This window comes from Kitasatospora albolonga, assembly GCA_002082585.1.
GTDB classification, from domain to species: Bacteria; Actinomycetota; Actinomycetes; order Streptomycetales; family Streptomycetaceae; genus Streptomyces; species Streptomyces stephensoniae.
In genome coordinates, this window is sequence record CP020563.1 from 7,193,408 (window position 1) to 7,220,142 (window position 26,735).

Consider the following 26,735-nt stretch of genomic DNA (forward strand, 5'->3'; position numbering starts at 1 on the left):
CTCTGGGTGCTCTGGGAACATGGGGCGGGACGCTGCGGACACCTCGCCCGGCCTCCGGAGGAAGCTCCGGCAGCCCGCCCGATCATATCGCCGCCGGGTGAACACCTGGCTGCCGCACCGCACTTGGGAGCCGGGGCCGGGAGATGCGGGACCCGGCTCAGACCGTGCGGCCGTCCATCCCGGCGTACCGGAAACGCCCCCGCTCCACCCGGTAGACGAAGACCCCGTCCCCGGCGTACATCCCGTTGGCGGGTTCGAACGCGTAGCTCTTGGAGACGCCCTTGTACCGCGTCGACCGCAGCACGGGCAGCATGTCCTGCCGCGTCACCGTCTTCCGCCCCGTCCCCTCCGCACACGCCGCGATCAGCCCGACCGCGTCGTACGCCTCGGCGGCCAGCAGCGGCGGCGCGCTGTCGAAGCGCCCCCGGTAGGCGGCGGCGAAGGCACGTACCGAGGGTACGGAGACAGGGTCGGCGGCCGTCGACACGACCAGCCACCCCGCCGCGTCCTCACCCGCCTCCGCCAGGAACCGGGGGTCGTGCACGGCCTGGGTTCCGATCCTCGGCCCCCGGAACCCCGCCCCCGCCAGCGCCCGCGCGAACCGGCCCGCGTCCCGCCACCCGCCCCCGTACACCACCGCCCCCGGCTTCCTCGCCACGATCCGCTCCGCCTCGGCGTCCAGATCCCCGGCGCCCTCCCGCACCGTCTCCGCCAGGACCGTGCGGCCGTTGCCCCGCAGCCCCGTGCTCAGGAAGCGCGTCGTCTGGTGGCCGTACTCGGTCCCGTCGTCCACCAGTGCCACGGTGCTGATCTCCCGCGCCCCCAGGAACTGCGCCACCGGCAGCATCTGCATGTCGTTGCGCGGCCGGGCGCAGAGGAAGATCCGGTTCAGGTTCCTGGTGTCCCCGTCCACCACACTGAGCAGCGGCAGCGCCACCTCGTCGTAGGCGACCAGCGCCTCGCGCGCCGCGTCCGCGCCGGTCGCCCCGATGGCCGCCACCAGCAGCGGGTCCTCGGCGAACCGCCGCACCGCCGCCTGCGCCCGCGCCGCGTCACCGCCGTCGTCGGCCGTGACCAGCCGCAGCGTGAACGGCGCGTCCGCGCGGGCGTTGTGCTCCTCGACCGCCAGGAGCGCCGCCCGCTCCTGGCCCCGGCCGACCGCCGCCGACGGCCCGCTGAGGTCGGCCTGGAGCCCGATCCGGAGCTCGGGCCGCGCGGTCGGCGCCCTCCCGTCCTCCTCGCCCCGGCCGCCCGGGTCCTTCCCGTCCTTCAGCCCGGCCAGCCAGGCGGTGGTCCCGCCCGCCGCCGCGAGGACCGCGCCGCCGGTGACGTACGCGAGGAACCGTCGGCGCCGGGGGGAGCGCGGCACGGTGGTGGTGTCCCGGCTCCCGGCACCGATCGCGGGCGTGGCCCCGGTCTCTCCCGCGGACCCGGCGTCCAGGCTGGTCGCCTCGATATCGGGCAGGGCGAGCATCCGGGCCGAGCGCTCGGCGATCAGATGGGTCACCGGACCGGGCAGCCAGCTGCCCCCCGCCGCGTCCTCGGCGAAGGCCCGCCGGATCTCCCCGGCGGTCGGCCGCCCCTCCGGCCCCTTCGACAGGCACGCCTCCACGACCGGCCGCAGCCCCGGCGGCAGCGCGCCCAGATCCGCCGCATCGTGCACCGTACGGAAGAGCATCGCCTCCACCGGCCCGCTGCCGAACGGCCGCCCGCCGGTCGCCGCGTACACCAGGACGCAGCCCAGCGAGAAGATGTCGCTCGGCGGGCCGATCCGCCGCCCCTGCGCCTGCTCGGGCGAGAGGAAGCCAGGGGAGCCGACGATCGCGTCCGTCGCCGTGAGGACCGTGTCGTCCAGGGCCCGCGCGATCCCGAAGTCGATCAGCCGGGGCCCGTCCAGACCCAGCAGAACGTTGCCGGGCTTCACGTCCCGGTGGACGAGCCCCGCCCCGTGGACGGCCTCCAGCGCCTCCGCCAGCATCGCCCCGAGCGCCCGCACACTGCGCTCCGGCAGCGGCGCCCCGCCCCCCACCGCCTCGCTCAGCGGCGGCCCCGGCACGAACTCGGTGGCCAGCCACGGCGCCGCCGCCTCGGTGTCGGCGTCCACGACCGGCACCGCCCACCGGTTGCGCACCTGCCGGGCGATCGCCACCTCACGCCGGAACCGGGTGCGGAACCCGGCGTCGTCCGCGTACTCGGCCCGGATCAGCTTGATGGCCACCAGCGCGCCACCGGCCGACCGGCCCAGCAGCACCACGCCCATGCCCCCGGCACCGAGCCGGCCGAGGATGCGGTACCCGGCGATCCGCGCCGGGTCCGTGGAACGGAGCGGTTCCATCAGTTGTTACGTCTCCGAATCGTGTCGCGCGTACCTGAAGGCATCTGGTCGTCCAACAGGACCCGGCCGTACGTCACTTCAGCTCCAGCTCGACGTTGTAGAGCACCTTGGCACCGCCCTCGGCGGCGATCCGCATCAGGTCGACGGTCTGGTAGCCCTTGGCGCCCTTGACCGAGACGGCCGTCGTCACGGGCCCGATCCGGGACTTGCTCCAGACGTAGTCCTGGAGGCCGCCCGAACCGGGTCCGGAGTACTTCCCCGCCTCGAAGAGCGAGGCGTCCGCGTTGCGTACGTCCTTCGGGTCGTACTGGAGGGACATCAGCCCGCTCAGCCGCTGCCCGCCGCCCAGCTCCTGCGCCGGGCAGCGGAAGCTCTCCTGGACGGTGTCCTTGATCTCCCGGTCCGCGCCCGCCTCGGTCCTGTGCACCGTCACGGTCACCGCCCCCTGGACCCGCCCCTTGCCGCCCTGCGCCGGGATGTCGAGCCGCCGGGTGAACCGGTCCAGCACCCCGTCGGGCAGCGCGGTCCGGCTCCAGACGCAGGAATCGGCCAGAACCGGCCAGGACCCGGCGCTCTCGTACGGCGTGGCCTTCACCATCCCCGCCGACCAGTCGGACTCCCCGAGAGCCGCGTTGCGCGTCAGCCTGCGGGCCTCGGCCGCGGTCTTCGGGACGCGGGCCGGGTCGGGGGTGAAGTCGTACGCGCTGGGCAGCGCACCCGGCTCCGTGGACTTCCCCGGCTTCTTCGGACCGGGCGTCCCGGACGGCTCCGCCGACTCCCCGGCCTGCCGTACCGAGGCGGACGGCTTCGGGTCCGGGTCCTCCCCGGCCTTCGTCCCCGAGCCGCCGCAGCCGGCCAGCACCATCCCCGCAGCCGCGACCGCCACCACGCGCGCCCCACCGTGCCTGTACCTCGTCATCATGGGCCCCCATTCCCCGCGCTCCGCGCCCCGCCCGAGTGGTCGGGGCGTCGGGTGCGAGGCGATTCTAGGAGGGCGGCGCGCCGTGTTGACGGCGAACGCGTACTCATCCTCCTGCCGGAACTTCTCAGCCACCGGGGAGGGGTTCGTCTCTGGTGGGCGGGCGCGGTCCGTGGTAAGGACGGTGGCTGGTCCGTAACGCACGAGGGCCCGGATGCCGGGGAGCATCCGGGCCCTCGCCCTGTTCTGCGTAGCTCTGCGTGCGCACCCGCTACGGGAGCTGTGCCGCCCGCGCCTCGCGCCGGTTGTCACGGAACGTGTTGACCCGTCGCGCCGTGGCGAAGAGCGGGATCACCGCGCCCAGGACCACCTGGAGCGCACAGCCGGTCTGGAGCAGCAGCTGACCGCCCGGCGCGTCGAACGCCCACGCGGCGAGCAGCCCCATCGCGCCGACGATCCAGCTGAGCATCGCCACCGCGAGGATGCCCCGCGGCTTGGGGTACTCGACCCGGCTCACCATCAGCCACGCCACCCCGATGATCGCGAGCAGCGTCGGGACGAAGGGCAGCTCCAGGAGCACGATCGAGACGACCGTCAGCGCTCCGAAGGGGCTCGGCATGCCCTGGAACATGCCGTCCTTCAAGGTCACACAGGAGAATCTGGCCAGTCTGAGCACCACGGCCAGCAGCACCACGATCGCCGCCAGGGCCGAGACCCGCTGGTGGGCGTCGTCCGCGACCATCCCGTACACGAGGACGAAGTAGGCCGGGGCGAGCCCGAAGCTGATGAGGTCGGAGAGGTTGTCCAGCTCCGCACCCATCGGCGAGGACCGCAGCTTGCGCGCCACGAGCCCGTCGAAGAGGTCGAAGATCGCCGCCATCAGCATGAGGATCACGGCGGTGGCCGCCGAGTGGCGGGCCATGCCCGTCTCCTCGCTGCCCGTGAGGTGCGGGATGAGAATCCCGGTGGTGGTGAAGTACACCGCCATGAAACCGCACGTGGCGTTACCGAGGGTGAGCGTGTCCGCTATCGACAGCCGCATGGACAGCGGCATGTCCTCCGCGCTGTCCGTGTCGCTCTCCTCTTCGGCCTCCGGTACCCAGCCGACCTTGGTATCCGGATCAACTACGGTCAATTCGAGTCACCCCCGCGGTGGTGGTCTGGCCGACCTCGACCGCGACATCGATACCTTCCGGAAGGTAGATGTCGACCCGCGAGCCGAAGCGGATCAGGCCGATGCGCTCGCCCTGCTCCACCTTCGTGCCCTGCGGGATGTACGGCACGATCCGACGGGCGACCGCTCCCGCGATCTGCACCATCTCGATGTCGCCGAGCTCGGTGTCGAAGTGCCAGACAACGCGCTCGTTGTTCTCGCTCTCCTTGTTGAACGCCGGGACGAACCCGCCCGGGACGTGCTCGACCGACGTCACGGTGCCCGCCAGCGGCGCGCGGTTGACGTGGACGTTGAGCGGGCTCATGAAGATGGCGACCCGGGTGCGCCCGTCCTTCCACGGCATGATGCTCTGCACCACACCGTCGGCCGGGGAGATGACCCGGCCGTCAGTGATCTCGCGCTCGGGGTCGCGGAAGAACCAGAGCATGCCCGCCGCGAGCGCGGTGGTGGGCACGGCCACGGCCGCCCAGCGCCCGGACTTGCGGGCACGGGCGAGGCTGAGGGCTGCGGTGGCGACGGTCGGCAGGAGCCACGGCGATGCTCCGCGTGCGATGCGGACCCCGCCGCGGGCGGAGATAGGGCTGTCGGGCATGGATGACCTTCGTAGCGGATGATGCCGCGCTGGCAACGGGGGACGGCGGCTTTCCGTCGATGCTATCGGGTGCCGGGCGCAACTGGGCAAGCCAGCAGCCGAGTCGAACAGCTGAAAGGCACCCGACGAGCGTGACTCGGTGTGATCTTCTTCGCCACCAAACCACCTCGAAAGGGACGATCAGCCCTGGAATCGGTACTCCTCCAGGAGGCGCCGGCCAATGATCATTTTCTGGATCTCGGCGGTACCTTCGCCGATCAGCAGCATCGGGGCCTCGCGGTAGAGGCGCTCGATCTCGTACTCCTTGGAGAAGCCGTAACCGCCGTGGATACGGAAGGCGTCCTCGACGACTTCCTTGCAGTACTCGGAGGCGAGGTACTTCGCCATCCCTGCCTCCAGGTCGTTCCGTTCCCCGGAGTCCTTTTTGCGTGCCGCATTCACCATCATCGCATGAGCGGCCTCGACCTTGGTGGCCATTTCGGCCAATTTGAACTGGATCGCCTGGTGCTGCGCGATCGGTTTGCCGAAGGTGTGGCGCTGCTGGGCGTACGAAACGCCCAACTCGAATGCACGCTGTGCGACTCCGCAACCACGCGCGGCGACATTCACCCGGCCGACTTCGACACCGTCCATCATTTGGTAAAACCCTCGGCCGGTCGTGCCGCCCAGGACCCGATTGGCTGGAATGCGCAGGTCGTCCATGATGAGCTCGGTCGTGTCGACGCCCTTGTAACCCATCTTGTCGATCTTCCCGGGGATGGTCAGGCCGGGCCGGACCTCTCCGAAGCCGGGCTCCTTCTCGACGAGGAACGTCGTCATCGACTTGTGGGGCGCGGTTCCCTCAGGGTGGCCTTCGTCACTTCGGGCCAGCACGGCCACCAGCGTCGACGTCCCGCCGTTGGTCAGCCACATCTTCTGGCCGTTGAGAACGTACTCGTCGCCCTCCCTGACGCCCTTGGAGGAGATCGCTGAGACATCGGAGCCGAGCGCCGGCTCCGACATCGAGAACGCGCCCCGCACCTCGCCCAGCGCCATGCGCGGCAGGAATGTGTCCTTCTGCTCCTGGGTGCCGTGCTGCTTGAGCATGTAGGCCACGATGAAATGCGTGTTGATGATCCCCGACACGCTCATCCAGCCGCGGGCGATCTCCTCCACGCACAGCGCGTAGGTGAGCAGCGACTCACCCAGACCCCCGTACTCCTCGGGGATCATCAGCCCGAACAGACCGAGCTCCTTGAGTCCCTCGACGATTTCGGTCGGGTACTCGTCCCGGTGCTCCAGCTGGGTCGCGACCGGAATGATCTCCTTGTCGACGAAATCCCGGACCGTGGCGAGGATTTCCCGCTGGATGTCGTTCAGACCGGCGGTCTGGGCGAGTCGCGTCATGGCTGCTTCTCCTGTGGCTTCACGCGGACGGGCCTGACGGCCCTCAACGGCTAGTTGGACGGCGTCGGGCGGCCCGGCTGCTCGCCGCCCCGCTCCTTGATGTACGTCTCGGTGGGGACCATCACCTTGCGCCGGAAGACACAGACGACCGTGCCGTCCTGCTTGTAGCCCTTGGTCTCCACGTAGACGATCCCGCGGTCGTTCTTCGACTTCGACGGGGTCTTGTCCAGCACCGTCGTCTCGCCGTAGATCGTGTCGCCGTGGAAGGTCGGCGCGATGTGCCTGAGCGACTCGACCTCCAGGTTGGCGATGGCCTTGCCGGAGACGTCCGGCACCGACATGCCGAGCAGCAGCGAGTAGATGTAGTTGCCGACGACGACGTTCTTCCCGAAGTCGGTCGTCCTCTCCGCGTAGTTGCTGTCCATGTGCAGCGGGTGGTGGTTCATGGTCAGCAGGCAGAAGAGGTGGTCGTCGTACTCCGTGACCGTCTTTCCGGGCCAGTGCTTGTAGACCGCGCCGACCTCGAACTCCTCGAAGGTGCGTCCGAACTGCATGATCAGACCTCCGGGGCTTCGAACTTGGAGGTGCGCTGCATTCCGGCGGCCCGGCCCTTGCCCGCGATGACGAGTGCCATCTTGCGGCTGGCCTCGTCGATCATCTCGTCGCCGAGCATCGCCGAGCCCTTCTTGCCGCCCTCCTCGGAGGTGCACCAGTCGTAGGCGTCGAGGATCAGCTCGGCGTGGTCGTAGTCCTCCTGCGAGGGCGAGAACACCTCGTTGGCCGCGTCGACCTGGCCGGGGTGGAGCACCCACTTGCCGTCGAAGCCGAGGGCGGCGGCGCGGCCGGCCACCTCGCGGTAGGCGTCCACGTCGCGGATCTGGAGGAACGGGCCGTCGATCGCCTGGAGGTCGTGCGTGCGGGCCGCCATCAGGATGCGCATCAGGATGTAGTGGTACGCGTCCGCAGGGTAGCCGGGCGGCTGCTGGCCCACGACCAGGGTCTTCATGTTGATCGAGGCCATGAAGTCGGCCGGGCCGAAGATCAGCGTCTCCAGCCGGGGCGAGGCGGCGCCGATCTCGTCGATGTTCACCAGGCCCTTGGCGTTCTCGATCTGCGCCTCGATGCCGATCTTCCCGACCTCGAAGCCCATCGTCTTCTCGATCTGGGTCAGCAGCAGGTCCAGCGCCACGACCTGCTGGGCGTCCTGGACCTTCGGCAGCATGATGCAGTCCAGGTTGGGGCCCGCGCCCTCGACGACCGTGATGACGTCCCGGTACGTCCAGTGCGTCGTCCAGTCGTTGACCCGCACGACCCGGGTCTTGCCGCTCCAGTCACCGTTGTTCAGCGCGTCCACGATGTGGTGGCGGGCGCCCTCCTTGGCCAGCGGCGCGCAGGCGTCCTCCAGGTCCAGGAAGACCTGGTCGGCCGGGAGGCCCTGGGCCTTCTCCAGGAAGCGCGGGTTGGAGCCCGGTACGGCCAGACACGAGCGGCGGGGCCGCAGCCGGTTCACGGGGGTGGGCGTGGTCATGCGGAGACCTCCAGAGGGTCGAGCTTGTTCGCTTTCCGGATCTCGTCGACGATACGGCCGATGATCTCCGTGATGCCGAAGTCCTTCGGGGTGAAGACGGCGGCCACACCGGCTTCGATGAGCGCGGCGGCGTCCGCCGGAGGGATGATGCCGCCCGCGATCACGGGGATGTCCGGCGCCCCGGCCTCGCGCAGCCGGTGCAGCACGTCGGGCACCAGCTCCGCGTGCGAGCCGGAGAGGATGGAGAGCCCCACGCAGTGCACGTCCTCGGCGAGCGCCGCGTCGGTGATCTGCTCGGGGGTCAGCCGGATGCCCTGGTAGACCACCTCGAAACCGGCGTCACGGGCCCGTACGGCGATCTGCTCGGCCCCGTTGGAGTGCCCGTCCAGACCCGGCTTGCCGACCAGCAGGCGCAGCCGTCCCACGCCCAGGTCGGCGGCGGTACGGGTGACCTTCTCGCGGACCAGCGAGAGCGTGCTGCCCGGCTCGGCGGCCACCGCGACCGGGGCCGAGGAGACCCCGGTGGGCGCGCGGAACTCGCCGAAGACGTCCCGCAGCGCCCAGGACCACTCGCCGGTGGTGACGCCCGCGCGGGCGCACTCGACGGTGGCTTCCATCATGTTCTCGGTGCCCGCGGCGGCCTTCTTCAGCGCGGCCAGCGCCTCCGTCGCACGGGCCTCGTCGCGGTTGTCCCGCCACTCGTGGAGGGCGGCGACGACCCGGGCCTCGTTCGCCGGGTCGACGGTCATGATCGCGCCGTCCAGGTCGGAGGTGAGCGGGTTGGGCTCGGTCGTCTCGTAGATGTTGACGCCGACGATCTTCTCCTGGCCGCCCTCGATCCGGGCCCGCCGCGCCGCGTGCGAGGAGACCAGCTCCGACTTCAGGTAGCCGGACTCGACGGCCGCCATCGCGCCGCCCATCTGCTGGATGCGGTCGATCTCCGCGAGCGACTCCTCGACCAGGGCGTCCACCTTGGCCTCGATGACGTGCGAACCGGCGAAGATGTCCTCGTACTCCAGCAGATCGCTCTCGTGGGCCAGCACCTGCTGGATACGGAGCGACCACTGCTGGTCCCAGGGGCGCGGCAGCCCCAGCGCCTCGTTCCAGGCCGGGAGCTGCACCGCGCGGGCGCGGGCGTCCTTGGAGAGGGTGACGGCCAGCATCTCCAGGACGATGCGCTGGACGTTGTTCTCCGGCTGCGCCTCGGTCAGGCCGAGGGAGTTGACCTGGACGCCGTAGCGGAAGCGGCGCTGCTTGGCGTCGGTGATGCCGTACCGCTCGCGGGTGACGCGGTCCCAGATACGGCCGAAGGCGCGCATCTTGCACATCTCCTCGATGAAGCGGACGCCCGCGTTCACGAAGAACGAGATCCGGGCGACCACATCACCGAACTTCTCCTCCGGGACCTGGCCCGAGTCGCGGACCGCGTCGAGCACCGCGATGGCGGTCGACATGGCGTACGCGATCTCCTGGACCGGGGTCGCCCCCGCCTCCTGGAGGTGGTAGCTGCAGATGTTGATCGGGTTCCACTTGGGGATGCGGTTGACCGTGTACGTGATCATGTCGGTGGTCAGCCGCAGCGAGGGCACCGGCGGGAAGACGTGCGTCCCGCGCGAGAGGTACTCCTTCACGATGTCGTTCTGCGTGGTCCCCTGGAGCTTGCCGGGGTCGGCCCCCTGCTCCTCCGCGACCACCTGGTAGAGCGCCAGCAGCCACATGGCGGTCGCGTTGATCGTCATCGAGGTGTTCATCTGCTCCAGGGGGATGTCCTGGAACAGCCGGCGCATGTCACCGAGGTGCGAGACGGGCACACCGACACGGCCCACCTCGCCGCGGGCGAGAATGTGGTCCGGGTCGTATCCGGTCTGCGTCGGCAGATCGAAGGCGACCGAGAGACCCGTCTGGCCCTTGGCGAGGTTGCGGCGGTACAGCTCGTTGGACGCCTCGGCGGTCGAGTGACCGGCGTACGTCCGCATGAGCCAGGGCCGGTCCTTCTGACGTTCGGTCATGGGAGAACCTCAGACGTTGCGGAAGCGGTTGATGGCGTCGATGTGCTGCTCGCGCATTTCCTGGTCGCGCACGCCCAGGCCCTCGCGCGGGGCCAGTGCCAGGACGCCGACCTTGCCCTGGTGGACGTTGCGGTGGACGTCGTGGGCGGCCTGGCCGGTCTCCTCCAGCGTGTACGTCCTGGAGAGCGTCGGGTGGATCTTGCCCTTGGCGATCAGGCGGTTGGCCTCCCACGCCTCGCGGTAGTTGGCGAAGTGGGAGCCGATGATGCGCTTGAGGGACATCCACAGGTAGCGGTTGTCGTACTCGTGCATGTAGCCCGAGGTGGAGGCGCAGGTGGTGATCGTGCCGCCCTTGCGGGTGACGTAGACCGAGGCGCCGAAGGTCTCGCGGCCCGGGTGCTCGAAGACGATGTCGATGTCCTCGCCGCCGGTGAACTCGCGGATGCGCTTGCCGAAGCGCTTCCACTCCCTGGGGTCCTGGGTGCGCTCGTCCTTCCAGAACCGGTAGCCCTCGGCGTTGCGGTCGATGACCGCCTCGGCGCCCATCGCCCGGCAGATGTCGGCCTTCTCCGGGGAGGAGACGACACAGATCGGGTTGGCGCCGCCTGCCAGCGCGAACTGCGTGGCGTAGGAGCCGAGTCCGCCGCTGGCGCCCCAGATCAGCACGTTGTCGCCCTGCTTCATGCCCGCGCCGTTGCGCGAGACGAGCTGGCGGTACGCGGTCGAGTTGACCAGGCCCGGCGCCGCGGCCTCCTCCCAGCTGAGGTGCTTGGGCTTCGGCATCAGCTGGTTGGACTTGACGAGCGCGATCTCCGCCAGGCCGCCGAAGTTGGTCTCGAAGCCCCAGATGCGCTGCTCGGGGTCGAGCATCGTGTCGTTGTGGCCGTCGGAGGACTCCAGCTCGACGGAGAGGCAGTGCGCGACGACCTCGTCGCCCGGGTTCCAGGCGTTCACGCCGGGGCCGGTGCGCAGGACGACGCCCGCCAGGTCCGAGCCGATGACGTGGTACGGCAGGTCGTGGCGCTTGGTGAGCTCGCTGAGCCGTCCGTACCGCTCCAGGAAGCCGAAGGTGGAGACCGGCTCGAAGATCGAGGTCCAGACGGAGTTGTAGTTCACCGAACTGGCCATCACGGCGACGAGGGCCTCGCCGGGGCCGAGCTCGGGGACCGGGACCTCGTCCAGGTGGAGCGACTTGCGGGGGTCCTTGTCGCGGGACTCGAGCCCCGCGAACATCTCCGCCTCGTCCTTGTGCACGGTGATCGCGCGGTAGGACTCGGGGAGGGACAGGGCCGCGAAGTCCGCGGCCGTGCTGTCCTGCGACTGGATGGCGTCCAGGATTTCCTTCACGGTGTTGCCTCCGGTGATGCGGCGTCGAGGGAACGCTTGAGGGGCCCTGCTGGCAGGGGAGCGGTGCGGTGTGGAGGTGTATTGCCGTCGGTTCGGCGAGTGGGGCTTCGGCTGTGCTCGGGTGGGAGCGAAGGGTGCCTGTGACGCAGGCGTCCGGGCGCGCAGCACGGTGGTTGCGGGGACAGCCGGCGTACGTGAGATCCCAGCACGCCGGCCGCCCGGACACCTTCAACGTATGGCACTCCGTGACACCTGACAAGGCACCCAGTGCCAACAATTTCTCTCACTTGTCATCTCGTAGGCACGCATGAGCAACACGATGGGCGTTACGAGACGTTCTGTCCTGCTGGCAGGCGGTTACCGGCCGGGTCGGTACACATACGGCGTCGTCGTCCCCAGCTCCAGGAAGCCCAGCCGCCGCAGGATCGGGGCCGACAGGGCGGTCGCGTCGACCTGGAGATACCGGTAGCCCCGCTCCACGGCGATCCGCGCCCGGTACGCCACCAGCGCCCGGTAGACGCCCCTCCCGCGCCACGCGGCCACCGTCCCGCCGCCCCAGAGCCCCGCGAACCCCGTGCCCGGGTACAGCTCCATCCGCCCGGAGCAGACCGGCTCCCCGTCGGCGTCCACCGCCAGCACCGCGACGAAGTCCTCGGGCGCCTCCTCCAGCCGCCGCACCACCTGGTGGAGCAGACGGCTCCCGTCGGTGCCGAAGGCCCGCTCATGGGCCCGGGCCATCAGCTCAGCCCCCGCCGCGTCGGTCACCGGCCGCAGGCTCACCCCCTCGGGCAGCCCGACCGCCCCGGCCGACGGCCCCGCCGGGGCCACCAGCAGGGCCTCCGGCTCCTCCGGTACGAACCCGGCGGCCCGCAGCCGTTCCCCCAGGTCGGCGGGGCGGTCGTGGGCGTACAGCTTCCACTCGAACTCCGGCAGCCCGAGGGACGTGCAGTGCGCGATCTGCGCGGCGACGGCGGCATCGGCCCCCCGGGCGTCCAGCCCCGGGTCCGACCACACCACCCCGTTCCAGTCGTCCGGGCCGCCGACCTGGCGTACGACGGGCCCGGCGCGTTCGACCCGTACGCCGGGGCCGTCGGGGCGGGCGTGCTCCCGTATCCCGCGGTCGAAGAGGCGGCGGATCTCGTCGGCGTTCTCAGGTGATCGCATCCGCGCACCCCAGCACAGCGGCGATCGGTGAGCCAGCGGATTTCGGCCGCCGCCGGGCCGCGCCGCCGCGACGGCTCCGGCGCAAGCGGTACGGGCCGGACCGCCCACGCCGAGGAGTCCGGGCTCAGCGCTCCTTGAGGGCCTGCTGGATCGTCCGCATGACCTCGTCCAGCGGGGCGTCCGTACGGGCCACCGCGACCAGCACCTCGCCCTCGGTCGCCACCGTCGCCGCCGGGGCCCGGAGGGGCTCGGTCTGGGCGGTCCGGCCCGCCCCGATGCCGGTGCCGAAGGTGTCCCGCACGATGGCGAAGGCCCGGTCGAGCTGGGCCTCCACATCGCCCTGGCCGCCCGCCCGCAGCCAGCGGCGCAGTACGTGGTTGTGCGCGGTGACCACGGCGGACGCGGCCACCTCCGCCAGCAGCGGGTCGTTGTTGCCCACGTGGTGGTCGCGCTCGTCGAAGTGGCCCAGCAGATAGCGGGTGAACAGCCGCTCGTAGCGGGCCACCGACGCGATCTCGGCCTCCCGGAGGGTGGGCACCTCACGGGTCAGTTTGTAACGGGCCACGGAGACGGCGGGCTTGGCCGCGTACATCTTCATGACCTCCTTGATGCCGCGGCACACGGTGTCGAGCGGATGCTCGTGCGCGGGGGCGGCGTTGAGGACGGCCTCGGCCCTGACGAGGGTGTCGTCGTGGTCCGGGAAGATGGCCTCTTCCTTGGAGCGGAAGTGGCGGAAGAAGGTCCGGCGGGCGACGCCCGCGGCGCCCGCGATCTCGTCGACGGTCGTCGCCTCGTAGCCTTTCGTGGCGAAGAGTTCCATCGCGGCTGCGGCCAGTTCGCGGCGCATCTTGAGCCGTTGGGCGGCGGCGCGCGATCCCGCGGCGGTCTCCGGGGCGTCGGGCGCGGCGGTGGCACGGGGTGACTTGGCGGGCTGGGACATGGCATGAACGTAACGCATCGGTGCAGGAGAGCGCGCCTTCGGGGGCGGGCCGCCGGAGGGTCCCAGCAGCCCGCCCCACCCGGCTCCCGGGTCAGCGACGGGCATATTCGCGGAAGCCGCGGCCCGTCTTGCGGCCGAGGCAGCCCGCGGCCACCAGGTGCTCCAGCAGCGGCGCCGGGGCGAGCCCCGGGTCACGGAACTCGCGGTGCAGCACCTTCTCGATCGCGAGGGAGACATCGAGCCCGACGACGTCCAGCAGTTCGAACGGGCCCATCGGGTACCCGCCGCCCAGCTTCATCGCCGCGTCGATGTCGTCCAGCGAGGCGTAGTGCTCCTCGACCATCTTGATCGCGTTGTTGAGGTACGGGAACAGCAGCGCGTTCACGATGAACCCGGCCCGGTCCCCGCAGTCCACCGGGTGCTTGCGGATCTTCGCGCAGACCGCGCGGACCGTGGCGTGGACGTCGTCGGCGGTCAGGACCGTACGGACGACCTCGACCAGCTTCATCGCGGGCGCCGGGTTGAAGAAGTGCATCCCGATGACGTCCTCGGGCCGCGCGGTCGCCCGGGCGACGGCGATGACCGGCAGCGACGAGGTGGTGGTGGCGAGGACCGCGCCCGGCCGGCAGACCTTGTCCAGGGTCGCGAAGAGCTGCTGCTTGATCTCCAGGTCCTCGGCGACGGCCTCCACGGCGAGGTCGACCTCCGCGAAGGCGTCCAGCGAACCGGCCGCCGTGATCCGCCCCAGCGTCTCGTCGCGGGCCTCGGCCGTCAGCCGCCCCTTGCTGACCGAGCGCTCCAGCGACTTGGCGATCCGGCCCTTGGCGACGTCGGCCTTCTCCTGGCTGCGGGCCGCGAGGACGACGGTGTACCCGGCCTTGGCGAAGACCTCCGCGATCCCGGACGCCATCGTTCCGGAGCCCGCGACCCCGACGGAGCCGACCGGACGCCCCTCACCGGCCGCCGCCTCCGGGGACGGGGTCAGCGCGTCGGGCACCACGGTCTGGCTGCCCGGAGCCTCGTACGTGTAGAAGCCGCGCCCCGCCTTGCGCCCGGTCAGCCCCGCCTCGCTCAGCTGGCCGAGGACGGGGGCGGGGGCGTGGAGGCGGTCGTGGGAGGCGGCGTACATGGCCTCCAGGACCGTCCGGGCGGTGTCGATGCCGATCAGGTCCAGCAGGGCGAGCGGGCCCATGGGCAGCCCGCAGCCCAGCTTCATCGCCGCGTCGATGTCCTCGCGGGACGCGTAGTTCGCCTCGTACATCGCGGCGGCCTGGTTGAGGTAGCCGAAGAGCAGCCCGTCCGCGACGAACCCGGGCCGGTCCCCGACCGCGACCGGCTCCTTGCCGAGCTCCCGGGCCAGCTGGGTGACGGCCTCGACGGCGGGCGGCGCGGTCAGCACCGAGGAGACCACCTCGACCAGCTTCATCGCGGGCGCCGGGTTGAAGAAGTGCAGACCGAGCACGCGCTCGGGGCGCTGCGACTCGGCGGCCAGCCGGGTCACCGACAGGGCGTTCGTGCCGGTGGCGAGGATCGCGGCGGGGGAGACGATCGCGTCCAGCTCCCGGAACACCTGCTGCTTGATCTCGTACGTCTCCGGCACGACCTCGATGACCAGCTCGGCCCCGGCGGCGGCCCGGAGCGTGTCGGAGGTACGGAACCGGGCGAGCGCGGCGGCCCGCTCCTGCTCGGTGATCCGCCCGCGCGCGACGGCCCGCGCGGTGGACGCTTCGAGGGAGGTGACGGCCTGCCGGGCGGCCGCCTCGCTGATGTCGATACCGATGACCTCGCGGCCCGCGAGGGCCAGCACCTCGGCGATACCGGTGCCCATGGTGCCGAGGCCGACGACGGCAATGGTGGAGAGCGGGGTGTCCATCACGGGACTCCAGGGTGAGTGACGACTGTGGGAGCACGGCGCGCGCGGCGATGAGGGAGCGGCGCGAGGCATGCGGGGCGCGTGGCCGCGTTGGCGTACGGCGCGATGCGTGTCGTGGAGCGTGGGGCCGGGAGCGCGGGGAGCACGCCCGGCCGTGAGGGGTGACGGACTCTGTCCCGGAGTCGCGTCGCACGGAACTGCCGAACCGACAAGCACTCCGGGTGGCTGCGTCACCAGGCCACCGGAGTCGCGGGGAGTGTGTTCCCGCTCAGATGAGATTAACCGGCGAGTAACGAGCGCGCCACCCCTGGCCCTTTGTGCGCTGGACCACATCAACTCCGCCCCCGGCGCCCGCACGGAGCGTGTTCATGGATACGCTGAGCGTCATGGACGAGGAACTCCGTTCGCTCATGGACCGGTTACGCGACGAGGCGGCCGGGTCGGCCGCGTACGACCTGCTCGTGACGACCGACGACAACGAGGCGCTGGCCCGGGTCCTGGTGGAGCCCGGACGTCCGCTCTGGGCCCGGGAGATCGCCGCCTTCCGGCTCGGCTGCGCGGGTGACCGGCGGGCCTTCGAGGCGCTGGTGCTCCTGCTCAACCACCGCGACCCCGAACGCTGCGTCTCCGCCTGCCACGCCCTGGCCGAGCTGAACGACCCCCGCACGCCCCGGGCCGCCGCCGCGCTCGCGACCAACACCCTGCGCACCGCGTACGCCGTGCACCCGGTGCGCCTGCTCACCATCCTGCGGGCCCCGGAGGCGGTGCCCGCCCTGGTCGCCACCCTCCACCGTCTGCTGGCCCCCGGGGAGCCGCACTGGCAGGTGGCGCTGGCCTGCGTGGAGGGCCTCGGCCAGCTCGGCGACCGGCGGGCCCGCCCGGTCCTCACGGCGGCCCTCCCGCACCCGCGCCTGGGGACGGCGGCGGCGCGGGCGCTGGGACGGCTGCGGTAGGGGCGGGCCCCCGGGAGGCTCTCAGTGCCGCGGCCCCAGCAGCCCGTGCAGACGGCTGCCCGCGCTGTTGTCCACCGACTGGGCCGCCGCCTTCGCCGCCGGCAGCGGCTTCGGGTCCGGGAGGGCCGCGCAGACCGCGTCCGCCTCGCCCTCGCCCCGGCCGCGCGGGACGGTCCCGTCGGTCAGATAGGCCGTCAGGTGCTGGTCCAGGCAGGCGTTGCCGCTCAGCGTGATGCCGTGGTTGCCGCCGCCCTCCTCCACCACCAGGCTGGAGCCCCTGAGCTTGCGGTGCATGCTCACCGCGCCCGCGTACGGGGTCGCCGCGTCCCCGGTGGCCTGGAGGATCAGCGCCGCCGGGAGGCGGTCGTTGACCACCCGGACCGGGTGGAGCGGCTCCACCGGCCAGTCCGCGCACGGCGCGTTGTACCAGGTGTTGTTCCAGGTCATGAAGGGCGCCTTGTCGTGGATGCGCCGGGTGTCGTTGCGCCAGGTGGACCAGTGCCGGGGCCACCCGGCGTCCCGGCACTGGACGGCGAGGTAAACGGAGTAGCTGTTGTCGCCGCCCGTGCCGGTGGCGCCGAAGTTCTCGTACGCCGTCACCAGCGCCTCGGTGTCCTTCTCGTTCACGTACGCGGCGAACGCCTCGGCGAGGTAGGGCCAGTAGCCGTTGTAGTACCCGCCGGGCAGGAACGTGTCCTCCAGCTCGCTCGCCCCGACCCTGCCGCCCGCGGGCTCGGCCGCGACGGCCGCCCGCATCCGGTACCAGGCGGCCTCCACCCCGGCCGGGTCCGTGCCGAGCCCGTACGTCGCGTCGTGCTTCGCCACCCAGGCCGCGAACGCCTTGTGGCGGTCGTCGAAGGCGTAGTCCTGGTTCAGGTTGCCCTGGTACCAGACGTCGTCCGGGTCGACGACCGAGTCCAGCACCAGGCGCCGCACCCGCTCCGGGTGCAGCTTCGCGTAGACCGCGCCCAGATACGTACCGTACGAGTAACCGAAGTAGTTGAGCTGCTCCGCGCCCAGCGCCCGGCGGATCACGTCGAGGTCCTTGGCGGCGCTGACGGTGTCCATGTACGGCAGCACATCGCCGTGCTTCTCCCCGCAGGCGCGGGCGAAGGCCGCCGCCCGGTCGCGGTTGACCCGCTCCTCCCGGTAGGAGGCGGGCACTGAGTCGGGGCGTACGGGATCGGAGTGGCCGGGCAGGCAGTTCAGCGCCGGGGTGCTCTTCCCCACCCCGCGCGGGGCGAACCCGATCACGTCGTACTGGGCGGCCACCTTTTCCGGCAGCGCCGACGCCACGAACCCGGCCATCGACAGCCCGCTGCCGCCCGGCCCGCCCGGGTTGACCAGCAGCGGGCCCTGGAAGGTCTTCGCGGTGTGCGGGACCCGGGACAGGGCGAGGGTGATCTGCCGGCCGGCGGGGTCGTCGTGGTCCAGCGGGGCGCTGACCTTCGCGCACTGGAGCGTCGGATGGTTCTCCGTCGGACAGTCGGTCCACGTGAGCTCCGGGGCGGGCGGCGCGCCCGTCCCGGAGGCGGCGGCCGGGGCCGGAGCGGCGGCCAGCAGACCGGCGACCGTGGCACCGGCGGCGATCAGAATTCCTGCACGTTTCGTCATGGGGCCTCCCGAGGTGGAGGGGACGCGGCGGCGGATGACCGGTCCCCGCCGCATGCTCTCCGAGAACCACGGGCCGGGGGCCGATTCCGCGCGGAGTTGACCCGTACGGTCATGCCATCGGCCCTGCGGGAGGCGTTACGGGCCCTGCTCAGGGCGTCACGACGAGCGGCACAGGTGTCACAGAAGCGTCAGCTGCGTCGGTCCCGGCTCCGGCTCGTCCGGCGTCCGCGCGGGCGCGATCCGGCGCGCTCCGCCCCGGTGCGCCGGGCCGATCCCGAACTCGTCCGCCAGCTCGTGGACCTGACGCGTGATCCGGCGCTGGTACCAGGTGGGGGCGTACGCCCCGTCCCCGTACATCCGCTCGTACCGCTCCACCAGGTGCGGGTGGTGCTGCCCGAGCCACTGGAAGTACCACTCGCGCGCGCCGGGGCGCAGATGCAGCACCAGCGGGGTCACGGAGACCGCCCCGGCCGCCGCGATGGCCGAGACCGTGGCGCGCAGCTGCTCGGGGCGGTCGCCCAGGAAGGGGACGACCGGCGCCATCAGGACCGAACAGCCGATCCCGCTCTCCGTGAGGGCGCGCACCGCGTCGAGACGGCGGCCGGGGGAGGGGGTGCCGGGTTCGACCGTGCGCCACAGCCCGCGGTCGGTGAAGCCGACGGAGACCGAGACACCGACCTCGGTGACCTCGGCGGCCTGCCGCAGCAGCTCCAGGTCCCGCAGGATCAGGGTGCCCTTCGTCAGGATCGAGAAGGGGTTCGCCCGGTCGCGCAGGGCGGTGATGATGCCCGGCATGAGCCGGTAGCGCCCCTCCGCCCGCTGGTAGCAGTCGACATTCGTCCCCATCGCGACGTGCTCGCCCCGCCAGTGCCGGGAGGCCAGCTCCCGCTGGAGCAGTTCGGCGGCGTTGGTCTTGACGACGATCTGCGAGTCGAAGCCGATGCCGGTGTCCAGGTCCAGATAGCTGTGGGTCTTGCGGGCGAAGCAGTACACACAGGCGTGCGAGCAGCCCCGGTAGGGGTTCACCGTCCATTCGAACGGCATCCGCGAGGCCCCGGGCACCCGGTTCAGGATCGAACGGGCCCGGATCTCGTGGAACGTGATGCCCCGGAATTCCGGGGTGTCGAAGGTGCGCGTGGTCACCGCGTCCGCGGCGAAGAGCGCGCTGTTGCCGGTCATGGAGCTGTTTTCGACCAGATTGTCCCAGCGCATGGACGCCTCCTCGGTAGCACTGACCAAAGAATAGAACATGTGTTCCCATGATCGTGCGAACCGGCTTGCCGGGCCCGATTTTGAACGGCGCACCCGAGGTGGTTGGCTCAGCTCACCCCCCGAACTACGGACTGCTGGAGGAACAGCCATGGCGCAGGTCGAGGCCACCACGGAGCGGATCATCGCGGCGGACGCGGAGACGGTGTTCGACGCGCTGGCCGACTACAAGGACGTCCGCGGCAAGGTGCTTCCCCCGCACTTCAGCGAGTACGAGGTCCGGGAGGGCGGCGACGGCGAGGGCACCCTCGTCCACTGGAAGCTCCAGGCCACCAGCAAGCGGGTCCGCGACTGCCTGCTGGAGGTCACCGAGCCGACCGACGGGCAGCTCGTCGAGAAGGACCGCAACTCCTCCATGGTCACCACCTGGACCGTCACCCCGGCCGGTGAGGGGAAGTCCAGGGCCGTCGTCACGACCGTCTGGGACGGCGCGGGCGGCATCGGCGGCTTCTTCGAGCGCACCTTCGCCCCCAAGGGCCTCGGCCGGATCTACGACGAGCTGCTCCAGAACCTCGCCACCGAGGTCGAGAAGTAGGACACGCGGGTGGGGCCGGGCCGTTCGACGGCCCGGCCCCACCCGTCGGCCGCCCTCACCGGAACGAGTGGTTTTCCGGGGCGGCCGGTGGTGCGCCGTAGTGGCTCCGACCGGCGCATAAGCCCTCCGTACGCGCCCTGCGCGCCCCTCAGCACCGTTTGCCCCGGATCGTCATGCGGTGCGAGAAATGGGCGGCGCAGAGGCGACGAGGGGAGCGTACGTGGTGGGCGGTATCACGCTGGTGAAGGACGGGCCGGAGGGCACGGCCGCTTTTCCGGGCGGGCCACCGCCGCCGGACCCCGGCCCGGCCCCGGCTGCCGGCGCGATCAGCCCCCGCCGGGTCCGCATGGTCTTCCTCGGGCTGATGCTCACCCTGCTCCTCGCGGCGCTCGACCAGATGATCGTCGCCACCGCCCTGCCGAAGATCGTCGGTGAGCTGCACGGCCTGGAGAAGATGTCCTGGGCGGTCACCGCCTACCTCCTCGCCTCCACCATCGTCCTGCCGCTCTACGGAAAGCTCGGCGACCTCTTCGGCCGCAAGGGTGTCTTCCAGTTCGCGATCGTCGTCTTCGTCATCGGCTCCGCGCTGGCGGGCTGGTCGCGGACCATGGACGAGCTGATCGCCTTCCGCGCCCTCCAGGGCATCGGCGGCGGCGGACTCATGATCGGCGTCCAGGCGATCATCGCGGACATCGTGCCGCCCCGGGAGCGCGGCCGCTACATGGGCCTCATCGGCGCGGTCTTCGGCCTCGCCTCCGTGGCCGGACCGCTGCTCGGCGGCTTCTTCACCGACCACGCCTCCTGGCGCTGGTGCTTCTTCATCAACGTGCCGTTCGGGCTGGTCACGTTCGCCGTGATCGCGGTCGTGCTGAAGCTCCCGAAGCCCGCCGTACGGCCCCGACTCGACGTGCTGGGCGCGGTGTTGCTGGCCGCCGCCTCCACCTGCCTGGTCCTGGTGACCAGTTGGGGCGGGACGGAGTACGCCTGGGGCTCGCGCACGATCCTCGGTCTGGCGGCGGGGGCCGTCGTCACGACGCTGCTCTTCGTCGCCGTCGAGCACCGCGCCGCCGAACCCATCATCCCGCTGCGGCTGTTCCGCGACTCGATCTTCAACGTCACCGGTCTGATCGGCGCCGTCATCGGCATCGCGCTCTTCGGCGCCGCCAGCTATCTGCCGACCTACCTCCAGATGGTCGACGGGGCCAGCGCCACCGAGTCCGGGCTCCTGATGCTCCCGATGATGCTCGGCATCGTGGGCGGCTCGATCGTCTCCGGCCAGCTCATCACCCGTACCGGCCGCTACCGGATCTACCCCATCGTCGGCGGCGCCGTCTCCGTCGTCGGCATGTGGCTGCTCTCGGGGCTGGAGGCGGGCACCTCCCGCCTGGAGTACAGCCTCTGGCAGGCCGTCCTCGGCACCGGCATCGGCCTGGTCATGTCGGTCCTCGTGCTCGCCGTGCAGAACTCCGTGCGCCCCGCCGACCTCGGCACCGCCACCAGTGCCAACAACTACTTCCGGCAGATCGGCGGCAGCGTCGGCGCCGCGGTCTTCGGCACGCTCTTCGCCGGGCGGCTCTCCGACTCCCTCGGGGTCCGCCTGCCCACGGGCGTGGAGCTGCCCCCGCCCGAGTCGATCACCCCGCAGCTCGTCCACGCGATGGAACCGGCGCTCCGCGACGCCTACATCCAGGCGTACGTCGACGCGATGCCGCGCATCTTCCTCCACCTCGTGCCGGTGCTCGTCCTCGGCCTGGTCCTCGCCTTCTTCCTCAAGGAGAAACCGCTGGTGTCCCACCACAGCCCCGAAGCCGCCACCGGGCCCGCGCAGATCCCCGCCGCCCGCACCGAACCGGCCCGGCTCTCCGGTGTGCCCGTCCGCGGCAGCGTCCAGCACCCGGACGGCACGCGGGTGGACGGGGCCGCCCTCACCCTCGTCGACGTCCAGGGGCAGCAGGTCGGGCGCGGGTCCGGCGGCGAGGACGGGCGGTACGCGCTGACCGCCCCGGCCGCCGGAAGCTATGTCCTCATCGCGGCGGCGGGCGGCCACCAGCCGCAGGCCGTCAGCGTCACCGTGGGCGACCGTCCCGTGGAACTCGACGTGGTCCTCGGCGGTGCCGGACGGCTCGCCGGGTCCGTCCTGTCGGCGGACGGGGCGCCAATCCCGGACGCGGCCGTCACCCTCACCGACGTACGCGGCGAGGTCGTCGCCTCCACCCGCAGCGGGCGCGAGGGCGGTTACGTCATCACCGAGCTCGTCGCGGGCGAGTACACCCTCGCCGCCGCTGCCCCCGGCTTCCGCCCCGCCGCCCTCCCGGTCAGCGTCCAGGCGGCCCGCGAGACCCGGCAGGACATCGAACTCGCGGGCGGGGCCGTGCTGCGCGGCATCGTCCGGGCCACCGGCGGCCGGCCCGTGGAGGACGCCCGGGTCACCCTGCTGGACGCGGCGGGCAATGTGGTGGACACCCTGACCACCGGGCCCGACGGGTCGTTCCGCTTCGTGGACCTGTCCTCCGGCGAGTACACGGTGATCGCCGCCGGATACCCGCCGGTCGCGACCGTGCTCCAGGTGCCGGGCGGCAGCCGCGCGGAACGGGACCTCCAGCTGGGCCACGAGGACTGAGGCGTACGGGGGCGGGGGCGCCGACCCCGTACAGCAGAGGCCCGCGAGGAAGCGGCGGCGCGCGGGCAGAGCAGAGGCCCAGGAGGACCCCGAGGCCCACGAGGCCCGGGAGGCCCCGAGGCTCAGGGCGCCCCCGCGTCCTCCCGCGCCCCCCTGCCCTCCCGCACCCCCGCCTCCCGTACCGCGTCCTCCCGCACCAGCCGCATCAGCGCCCGCGCCCCCGGGCTCAGGCTCCCCGCCGCCGGAAGCACCACCACGCTCTCGTACACCGCCCGCTCCCCGCCCACGGGCTCCACCTCCACCGCGACCAGCCGGGCCGCCTCCGGCTTGCGGGAGAAGTGGTGCGGCACCACCGCGATCCCCAGCCCCTCCTGCACCAGCTCCAGCAGGCTGTGCACGTCGTTGACCTCCAGGCCCACCGTCCGCCGGACCCCCGCCGCCGCGAACGCCGCGTCCGCCGCCCGCCGGGGCCCCCAGTCCGGGTGGAAGTCGATGAACGACTCACCCGGCAGCTCCTCCCACGCCACCTTGCCCCGCCCGGCGAACCGGTGGCCCGCCGCGCACAGCACCACCATCTCCTCGCGCGCCAGCCCCATCAGCTCCCCGCGCCACTCCGCCGCGCCGACCGTGGCGGCGAACGCGAGATCGAGGCGCCCCCCGGCCACCCCGTCCAGCAGACTGCTCGTCCCCTCCTGGCGCAGCCGCAGCTCCATCTGCGGGTGGTCCCGGTGGAACGCGGCCAGCAGCCGGGCCGGGCTCACCCCCGCCACGCACTGCTCGACCCCCACCGTCAGCGTCCCGCGCAGCAGCCCCCGTACGGCATCGACCGCGTCCCGCGCCGCCCGCGCCCCCGCGAGCGTGCGCTCCGCCTCCACCAGCAGCGCCCGGCCCGCCTCGGTGAGCCGGACCGTCCGTGTGGTGCGGCTGAACAGCGGGGTCCGCAGCTCCTGCTCCAGTGCCCGTACGGAGGCGGAGAGCCCGGACTGCGAGACGGCGAGGCGCTCGGCGGCGCGGGTGAAGTGCCGCTCCTCGGCGACGGCGACGAAGTGCTCCAGTTGACGCAGTTCCATGATTGAGGACTGTAGGCGATGAATCCGAGCGGAATCTCCTGTTGGACTGCTGGATCGATCTGCGGAAGCCTGGACTCCGTCCCCCCCGGCCCTCTCCCCGCGGAGCCCTCGTATGTACCTGCCGTCCGCCGACCGCTACTCCGCCATGCCCTACCGGCGCACCGGCCGCAGCGGTCTCCTGCTGCCCGCGCTCTCCCTCGGCCTCTGGCACAACTTCGGAGGCGACCGCACCCCCGACGAGCAGGGCCGCATCCTGCGCCGCGCCTTCGACCTGGGCATCACCCACTTCGACCTGGCCAACAACTACGGCCCGCCGCCCGGCTCGGCCGAACTCACCCTGGGCCGCGCGCTCGCCGGTGACTTCGCGAAGCTGCGCGACGAGATCGTCATCTCCACCAAGGCCGGATACCACATGTGGGACGGGCCGTACGGGGAGTGGGGCTCGCGGAAGTATCTGCGCGCCTCCCTGGACCAGAGCCTGAAGCGCCTGGGCGTGGAGTACGTCGACATCTTCTACTCCCACCGGCCCGACCCCGACACCCCGCTCGAAGAGACCATGGGTGCGCTCGACACCGCCGTACGCCAGGGCAAGGCCCTCTACGTCGGCCTCTCCAACTACGGTGCCGACGAGACCCGCGAGGCCGCCGCGATCCTCCGAGACCTCGGCACGCCCCTGCTCATCCACCAGCCCCGCTACTCGATGCTCGACCGCCGCCCCGAGGACGGGCTGCTCACCGCGCTCGACGAGCTGGGCGTCGGCTCCATTGCGTACTCCCCGCTGGAGCAGGGCATCCTCACCGACCGCTACCTCCACGGCATCCCGGCAGGCTCCCGGGCGGCGGGCGACAGCCCGTTCCTGACGGCCGACGCGGTCACGCCCGCGCTGGTGGAGCGGCTGCGCGCCCTGGACGCCCTGGCGAAGGAGCGCGGCCAGTCCCTCGCCCAGCTGGCCCTGGCGTGGGTGCTGCGCGGCGGCCGTCTCACCTCGGCCGTCGTCGGCGCGAGCAGCGTCGGCCAGCTGGAGAACAGCGTGGAGGCCGTCCGGAACCTGGAGTTCGGCGGCGAGGAGCTGGCCCGGATCGAGGAGCTGCTGGCCGGGCCCGGGAGCGCCTGACCCCGGAGAAGCAGCCGGGAGAGGAGGCCACTGGAGGGACCTTCGCCGGGCCGGGGCGGTGACAGGGGCACCCTCCCTGGCCCGGCCCGCCGCCGGGGCGTACGGTGTGGCGGCATGAAGATCCTCATCAGCGCCGACATGGAGGGCGCCACCGGAGTGACCTGGCCGGCCGACGTGCTGCCGGGCACCCCGCAGTGGGAGCGCTGCCGGCCGATGTTCACCTCCGACGTGAACGCCGCCGCCCTCGGGTTCCTCGACGGCGGCGCGGACGAGGTCCTCATCAACGAGGCCCACTGGTCGATGCGGAACCTGCTGCTGGAGCGGATGGACGAACGCGTCCAGATGCTCACCGGCAAGCACAAGTCGCTCTCCATGGTGGAGGGCATCCAGCACGGGGACGTGGACGGCGTCGCCTTCGTCGGCTACCACACCGGAGCCGGTACGGAGGGCGTCCTCGCCCACACCTATCTCGCCAACTCCATCACCGGCGTCTGGCTCAACGGCGCCCGCGCGAGCGAGGGACTGCTCAACGCGCATGTGGCCGCCGAGTACGGCGTGCCCGTCGTCCTGGTCACCGGCGACGACCTGACCTGCGTGGACGCCGAGGGATACGCCCCGGACGCCCGCAAGGTCGCCGTGAAGGACTACGTGTCGCGGTACGCGGCGGTGTGCCGCACCCCTGCCCGTACGGCGGCGGACATCCGGAGCGCCGCCCGGGACGCCACCGCGCTCGCCGTCCGCCGGGCCCCCGTCACCGGCGGGACGTACACCGTGGAGCTGGAGTTCGACGCCGAGCATCTGGCCGCCGCCGCGACCGTGGTGCCCGGGGTGGCGCCGAGCGGTGAGAGGCGCGTCGCCTACACCAGCGGGACGATGTACGAAGGTATCCGCACGTTCAAGGCGGTGACGACGATCGTGTCGGCCGCAGTGGAGGAACAGTATGGCTGAGGCCACCGACCCGCTCGGCCCCGTGGACCGGCAGGCGCTCGACGAGGTGGTGACCTTCACCTCCGAGCTGATCCGGATCGACACCACCAACCGGGGCGGCGGCGACTGCCGGGAGCGCCCGGCCGCCGAGTACGCCGCCGAGCGGCTGGCCGGTGCCGGTCTGGAACCGGTGCTGCTGGAGCGCACCCCCGGCCGGACCAACGTCGTCGCCCGCATCCCCGGCACCGACCCGGCCGCCGACGCGCTGCTCGTCCACGGCCATCTGGACGTGGTGCCCGCCGAGCCCGCCGACTGGTCCGTCCCCCCGTTCTCCGGCGAGGTCCGCGACGGGGTGGTGTGGGGACGCGGGGCCGTCGACATGAAGAACATGGACGCGATGATCCTCGCGGTCGTACGGGGGTGGGCCCGCGAAGGGTTCCGGCCGCCGCGCGACATCGTCATCGCCTTCACCGCCGACGAGGAGGACAGCGCCGTCGACGGCTCCGGCTTCCTCGCCGACCGGCACGCGGAGCTCTTCGAGGGGTGTACGGAGGGGATCAGCGAGTCCGGCGCGTTCACGTTCCACGCCGGGCACGGGCTCTCCCTCTACCCGATCGCGGCGGGCGAGCGCGGCACCGGCTGGCTGAAGCTGACCGCCGAGGGCCGGGCGGGGCACGGCTCCAAGGTCAACCGGGAGAACGCGGTGACCGCCGTGGCCGCCGCTGTCGCCCGGATCGGTGAGCACGAGTGGCCCCTCCGCCTCACCCCGACCGTCCGCGCCGCCATCACCGAGATCGCCGCCCTGCACGGCATCACCGTCGACCTGGACGACCCCGGGTTCGACGTCCCCCAGCTCCTCGCCAAGCTCGGCCCGGCCGCCACGCTCGTCCAGAACACCGTCCGCAACAGCAGCAACCCGACCATGCTCGGGGCCGGTTACAAGGTCAACGTCATCCCTGGCCACGCCACCGCCTTCATCGACGGACGGTTCGTCCCCGGCGGCGAGGACGAGTTCCACGAGACCCTGGACCGGCTCACCGGCCCCCTCGTCTCCTGGGAGTTCTACCACCGCGAGCAGGCCCTCCTGGCCCCGGTCGACTCACCGACGTACGCCAAACTCCGCGCCGCCGTCGAGAAGTTCGACCCGGGCGCGCACACCGTGCCGTACTGCATGTCCGGGGGCACCGACGCCAAGCAGTTCGCCAAGCTCGGCATCACCGGCTACGGCTTCTCGCCGCTCAAGCTGCCCCCGGGGATCGACTACCAGGCGCTCTTCCACGGCGTCGACGAGCGTGTCCCCGTCGACGCCCTCCACTTCGGCGTCCGCGTCCTCGACCACTACCTGCGCACCGCCTGACCGGAAACC

The 26,735-nt window shown here is 71.8% G+C and carries 21 protein-coding genes; 6 read left to right on the forward strand and 15 right to left on the reverse strand.

Annotated elements, in window-relative coordinates:
* Positions 1-157: 157 nt before the first annotated feature.
* From B7C62_31630 to B7C62_31685, 12 genes are all read right to left on the reverse strand, one after another.
* On the reverse strand, positions 158-2,335 hold the full coding sequence (locus B7C62_31630; GenBank protein ID ARF76329.1) for a serine/threonine protein kinase: 2,178 nt from the start codon (positions 2,333-2,335) through the stop codon (positions 158-160).
* A gap of 73 nt (positions 2,336-2,408) precedes the next feature.
* A complete protein-coding gene (locus tag B7C62_31635; protein ARF76330.1) occupies positions 2,409-3,257 on the reverse strand; it encodes a hypothetical protein in 849 nt (282 codons plus the stop codon).
* A 268-nt stretch (positions 3,258-3,525) separates the two neighbouring features.
* The gene (locus B7C62_31640) at positions 3,526-4,389 is read right to left on the reverse strand and encodes a CDP-diacylglycerol--serine O-phosphatidyltransferase (protein ID ARF76331.1); all 864 of its coding nucleotides are present in this window, start codon (positions 4,387-4,389) and stop codon (positions 3,526-3,528) included.
* Entirely contained in the window at positions 4,376-5,020 is a 645-nt protein-coding gene (locus B7C62_31645; GenBank protein ARF76332.1) for a phosphatidylserine decarboxylase, read from the reverse strand. Before B7C62_31645 ends, B7C62_31640 begins: the two co-directional genes overlap by 14 nt.
* A 180-nt stretch (positions 5,021-5,200) precedes the next feature.
* Positions 5,201-6,406: an acyl-CoA dehydrogenase gene (locus B7C62_31650; protein ARF76333.1), complete on the reverse strand. Its 1,206-nt coding sequence runs from the start codon at positions 6,404-6,406 to the stop codon at positions 5,201-5,203.
* Between the two features lie 50 nt (positions 6,407-6,456).
* The gene (locus tag B7C62_31655) at positions 6,457-6,960 is read right to left on the reverse strand and encodes a dehydratase (GenBank protein ID ARF76334.1); all 504 of its coding nucleotides are present in this window, start codon (positions 6,958-6,960) and stop codon (positions 6,457-6,459) included.
* A 2-nt stretch (positions 6,961-6,962) separates the two neighbouring features.
* On the reverse strand, positions 6,963-7,934 hold the full coding sequence (locus B7C62_31660; protein ARF76335.1) for a CoA ester lyase: 972 nt from the start codon (positions 7,932-7,934) through the stop codon (positions 6,963-6,965).
* Entirely contained in the window at positions 7,931-9,943 is a 2,013-nt protein-coding gene (locus B7C62_31665) for a protein meaA (protein ID ARF76336.1), read from the reverse strand. Before B7C62_31665 ends, B7C62_31660 begins: the two co-directional genes overlap by 4 nt.
* A 9-nt stretch (positions 9,944-9,952) precedes the next feature.
* Positions 9,953-11,290 (reverse strand): crotonyl-CoA carboxylase/reductase, encoded by a 1,338-nt coding sequence (locus B7C62_31670; GenBank protein ID ARF76337.1) that lies wholly within the window; start codon positions 11,288-11,290, stop codon positions 9,953-9,955.
* Between the two features lie 357 nt (positions 11,291-11,647).
* Positions 11,648-12,454, reverse strand: coding sequence for a GNAT family N-acetyltransferase (locus B7C62_31675; protein ID ARF76338.1), 807 nt, complete (start codon positions 12,452-12,454; stop codon positions 11,648-11,650).
* Positions 12,455-12,578: 124 nt separating this feature from the next.
* Positions 12,579-13,394, reverse strand: a complete 816-nt coding sequence (locus tag B7C62_31680; GenBank protein ARF76339.1) for a TetR family transcriptional regulator — start codon at positions 13,392-13,394, stop codon at positions 12,579-12,581.
* A 91-nt stretch (positions 13,395-13,485) separates the two neighbouring features.
* Entirely contained in the window at positions 13,486-15,267 is a 1,782-nt protein-coding gene (locus B7C62_31685) for a 3-hydroxybutyryl-CoA dehydrogenase (protein ID ARF76340.1), read from the reverse strand.
* Between the two features lie 362 nt (positions 15,268-15,629).
* Between B7C62_31685 and B7C62_31690 the strand changes: the two genes are divergently transcribed.
* Positions 15,630-16,220 (forward strand): adenylosuccinate lyase, encoded by a 591-nt coding sequence (locus B7C62_31690; GenBank protein ARF76341.1) that lies wholly within the window; start codon positions 15,630-15,632, stop codon positions 16,218-16,220.
* Between the two features lie 21 nt (positions 16,221-16,241).
* Here the strand turns inward: B7C62_31690 and B7C62_31695 are convergent, their stop codons facing one another.
* Together B7C62_31695 and B7C62_31700 are read right to left on the reverse strand one after the other, a co-directional pair.
* Positions 16,242-17,834, reverse strand: coding sequence for a peptidase (locus tag B7C62_31695; GenBank protein ID ARF76342.1), 1,593 nt, complete (start codon positions 17,832-17,834; stop codon positions 16,242-16,244).
* Positions 17,835-18,011: 177 nt separating this feature from the next.
* Positions 18,012-19,046, reverse strand: coding sequence for a radical SAM protein (locus B7C62_31700; GenBank protein ID ARF76343.1), 1,035 nt, complete (start codon positions 19,044-19,046; stop codon positions 18,012-18,014).
* A 148-nt stretch (positions 19,047-19,194) separates the two neighbouring features.
* On the opposite strand from B7C62_31700, the gene B7C62_31705 reads away from it, so the two are divergent.
* Both B7C62_31705 and B7C62_31710 read left to right on the forward strand, forming a co-directional pair.
* Positions 19,195-19,638 (forward strand): polyketide cyclase, encoded by a 444-nt coding sequence (locus B7C62_31705; GenBank protein ID ARF76344.1) that lies wholly within the window; start codon positions 19,195-19,197, stop codon positions 19,636-19,638.
* A gap of 220 nt (positions 19,639-19,858) precedes the next feature.
* Positions 19,859-22,258 (forward strand): MFS transporter, encoded by a 2,400-nt coding sequence (locus tag B7C62_31710; protein ARF76345.1) that lies wholly within the window; start codon positions 19,859-19,861, stop codon positions 22,256-22,258.
* Between the two features lie 122 nt (positions 22,259-22,380).
* Here the strand turns inward: B7C62_31710 and B7C62_31715 are convergent, their stop codons facing one another.
* Entirely contained in the window at positions 22,381-23,328 is a 948-nt protein-coding gene (locus B7C62_31715) for a LysR family transcriptional regulator (GenBank protein ARF76346.1), read from the reverse strand.
* Between the two features lie 112 nt (positions 23,329-23,440).
* Here B7C62_31715 and B7C62_31720 point away from each other — a divergent pair, with 112 nt between their 5' ends.
* The 3 genes from B7C62_31720 (at position 23,441) to B7C62_31730 (ending at position 26,726) form a co-directional block, all read left to right on the forward strand.
* Positions 23,441-24,442, forward strand: coding sequence for an L-glyceraldehyde 3-phosphate reductase (locus tag B7C62_31720; GenBank protein ARF76347.1), 1,002 nt, complete (start codon positions 23,441-23,443; stop codon positions 24,440-24,442).
* A 114-nt stretch (positions 24,443-24,556) separates the two neighbouring features.
* Entirely contained in the window at positions 24,557-25,390 is an 834-nt protein-coding gene (locus B7C62_31725; GenBank protein ARF76348.1) for a peptide ABC transporter substrate-binding protein, read from the forward strand.
* Complete coding sequence (locus tag B7C62_31730) at positions 25,383-26,726, forward strand: hypothetical protein (protein ID ARF76349.1); 1,344 nt, start codon at positions 25,383-25,385, stop codon at positions 26,724-26,726. Before B7C62_31725 ends, B7C62_31730 begins: the two co-directional genes overlap by 8 nt.
* The last annotated feature ends 9 nt before the right edge of the window (positions 26,727-26,735 follow it).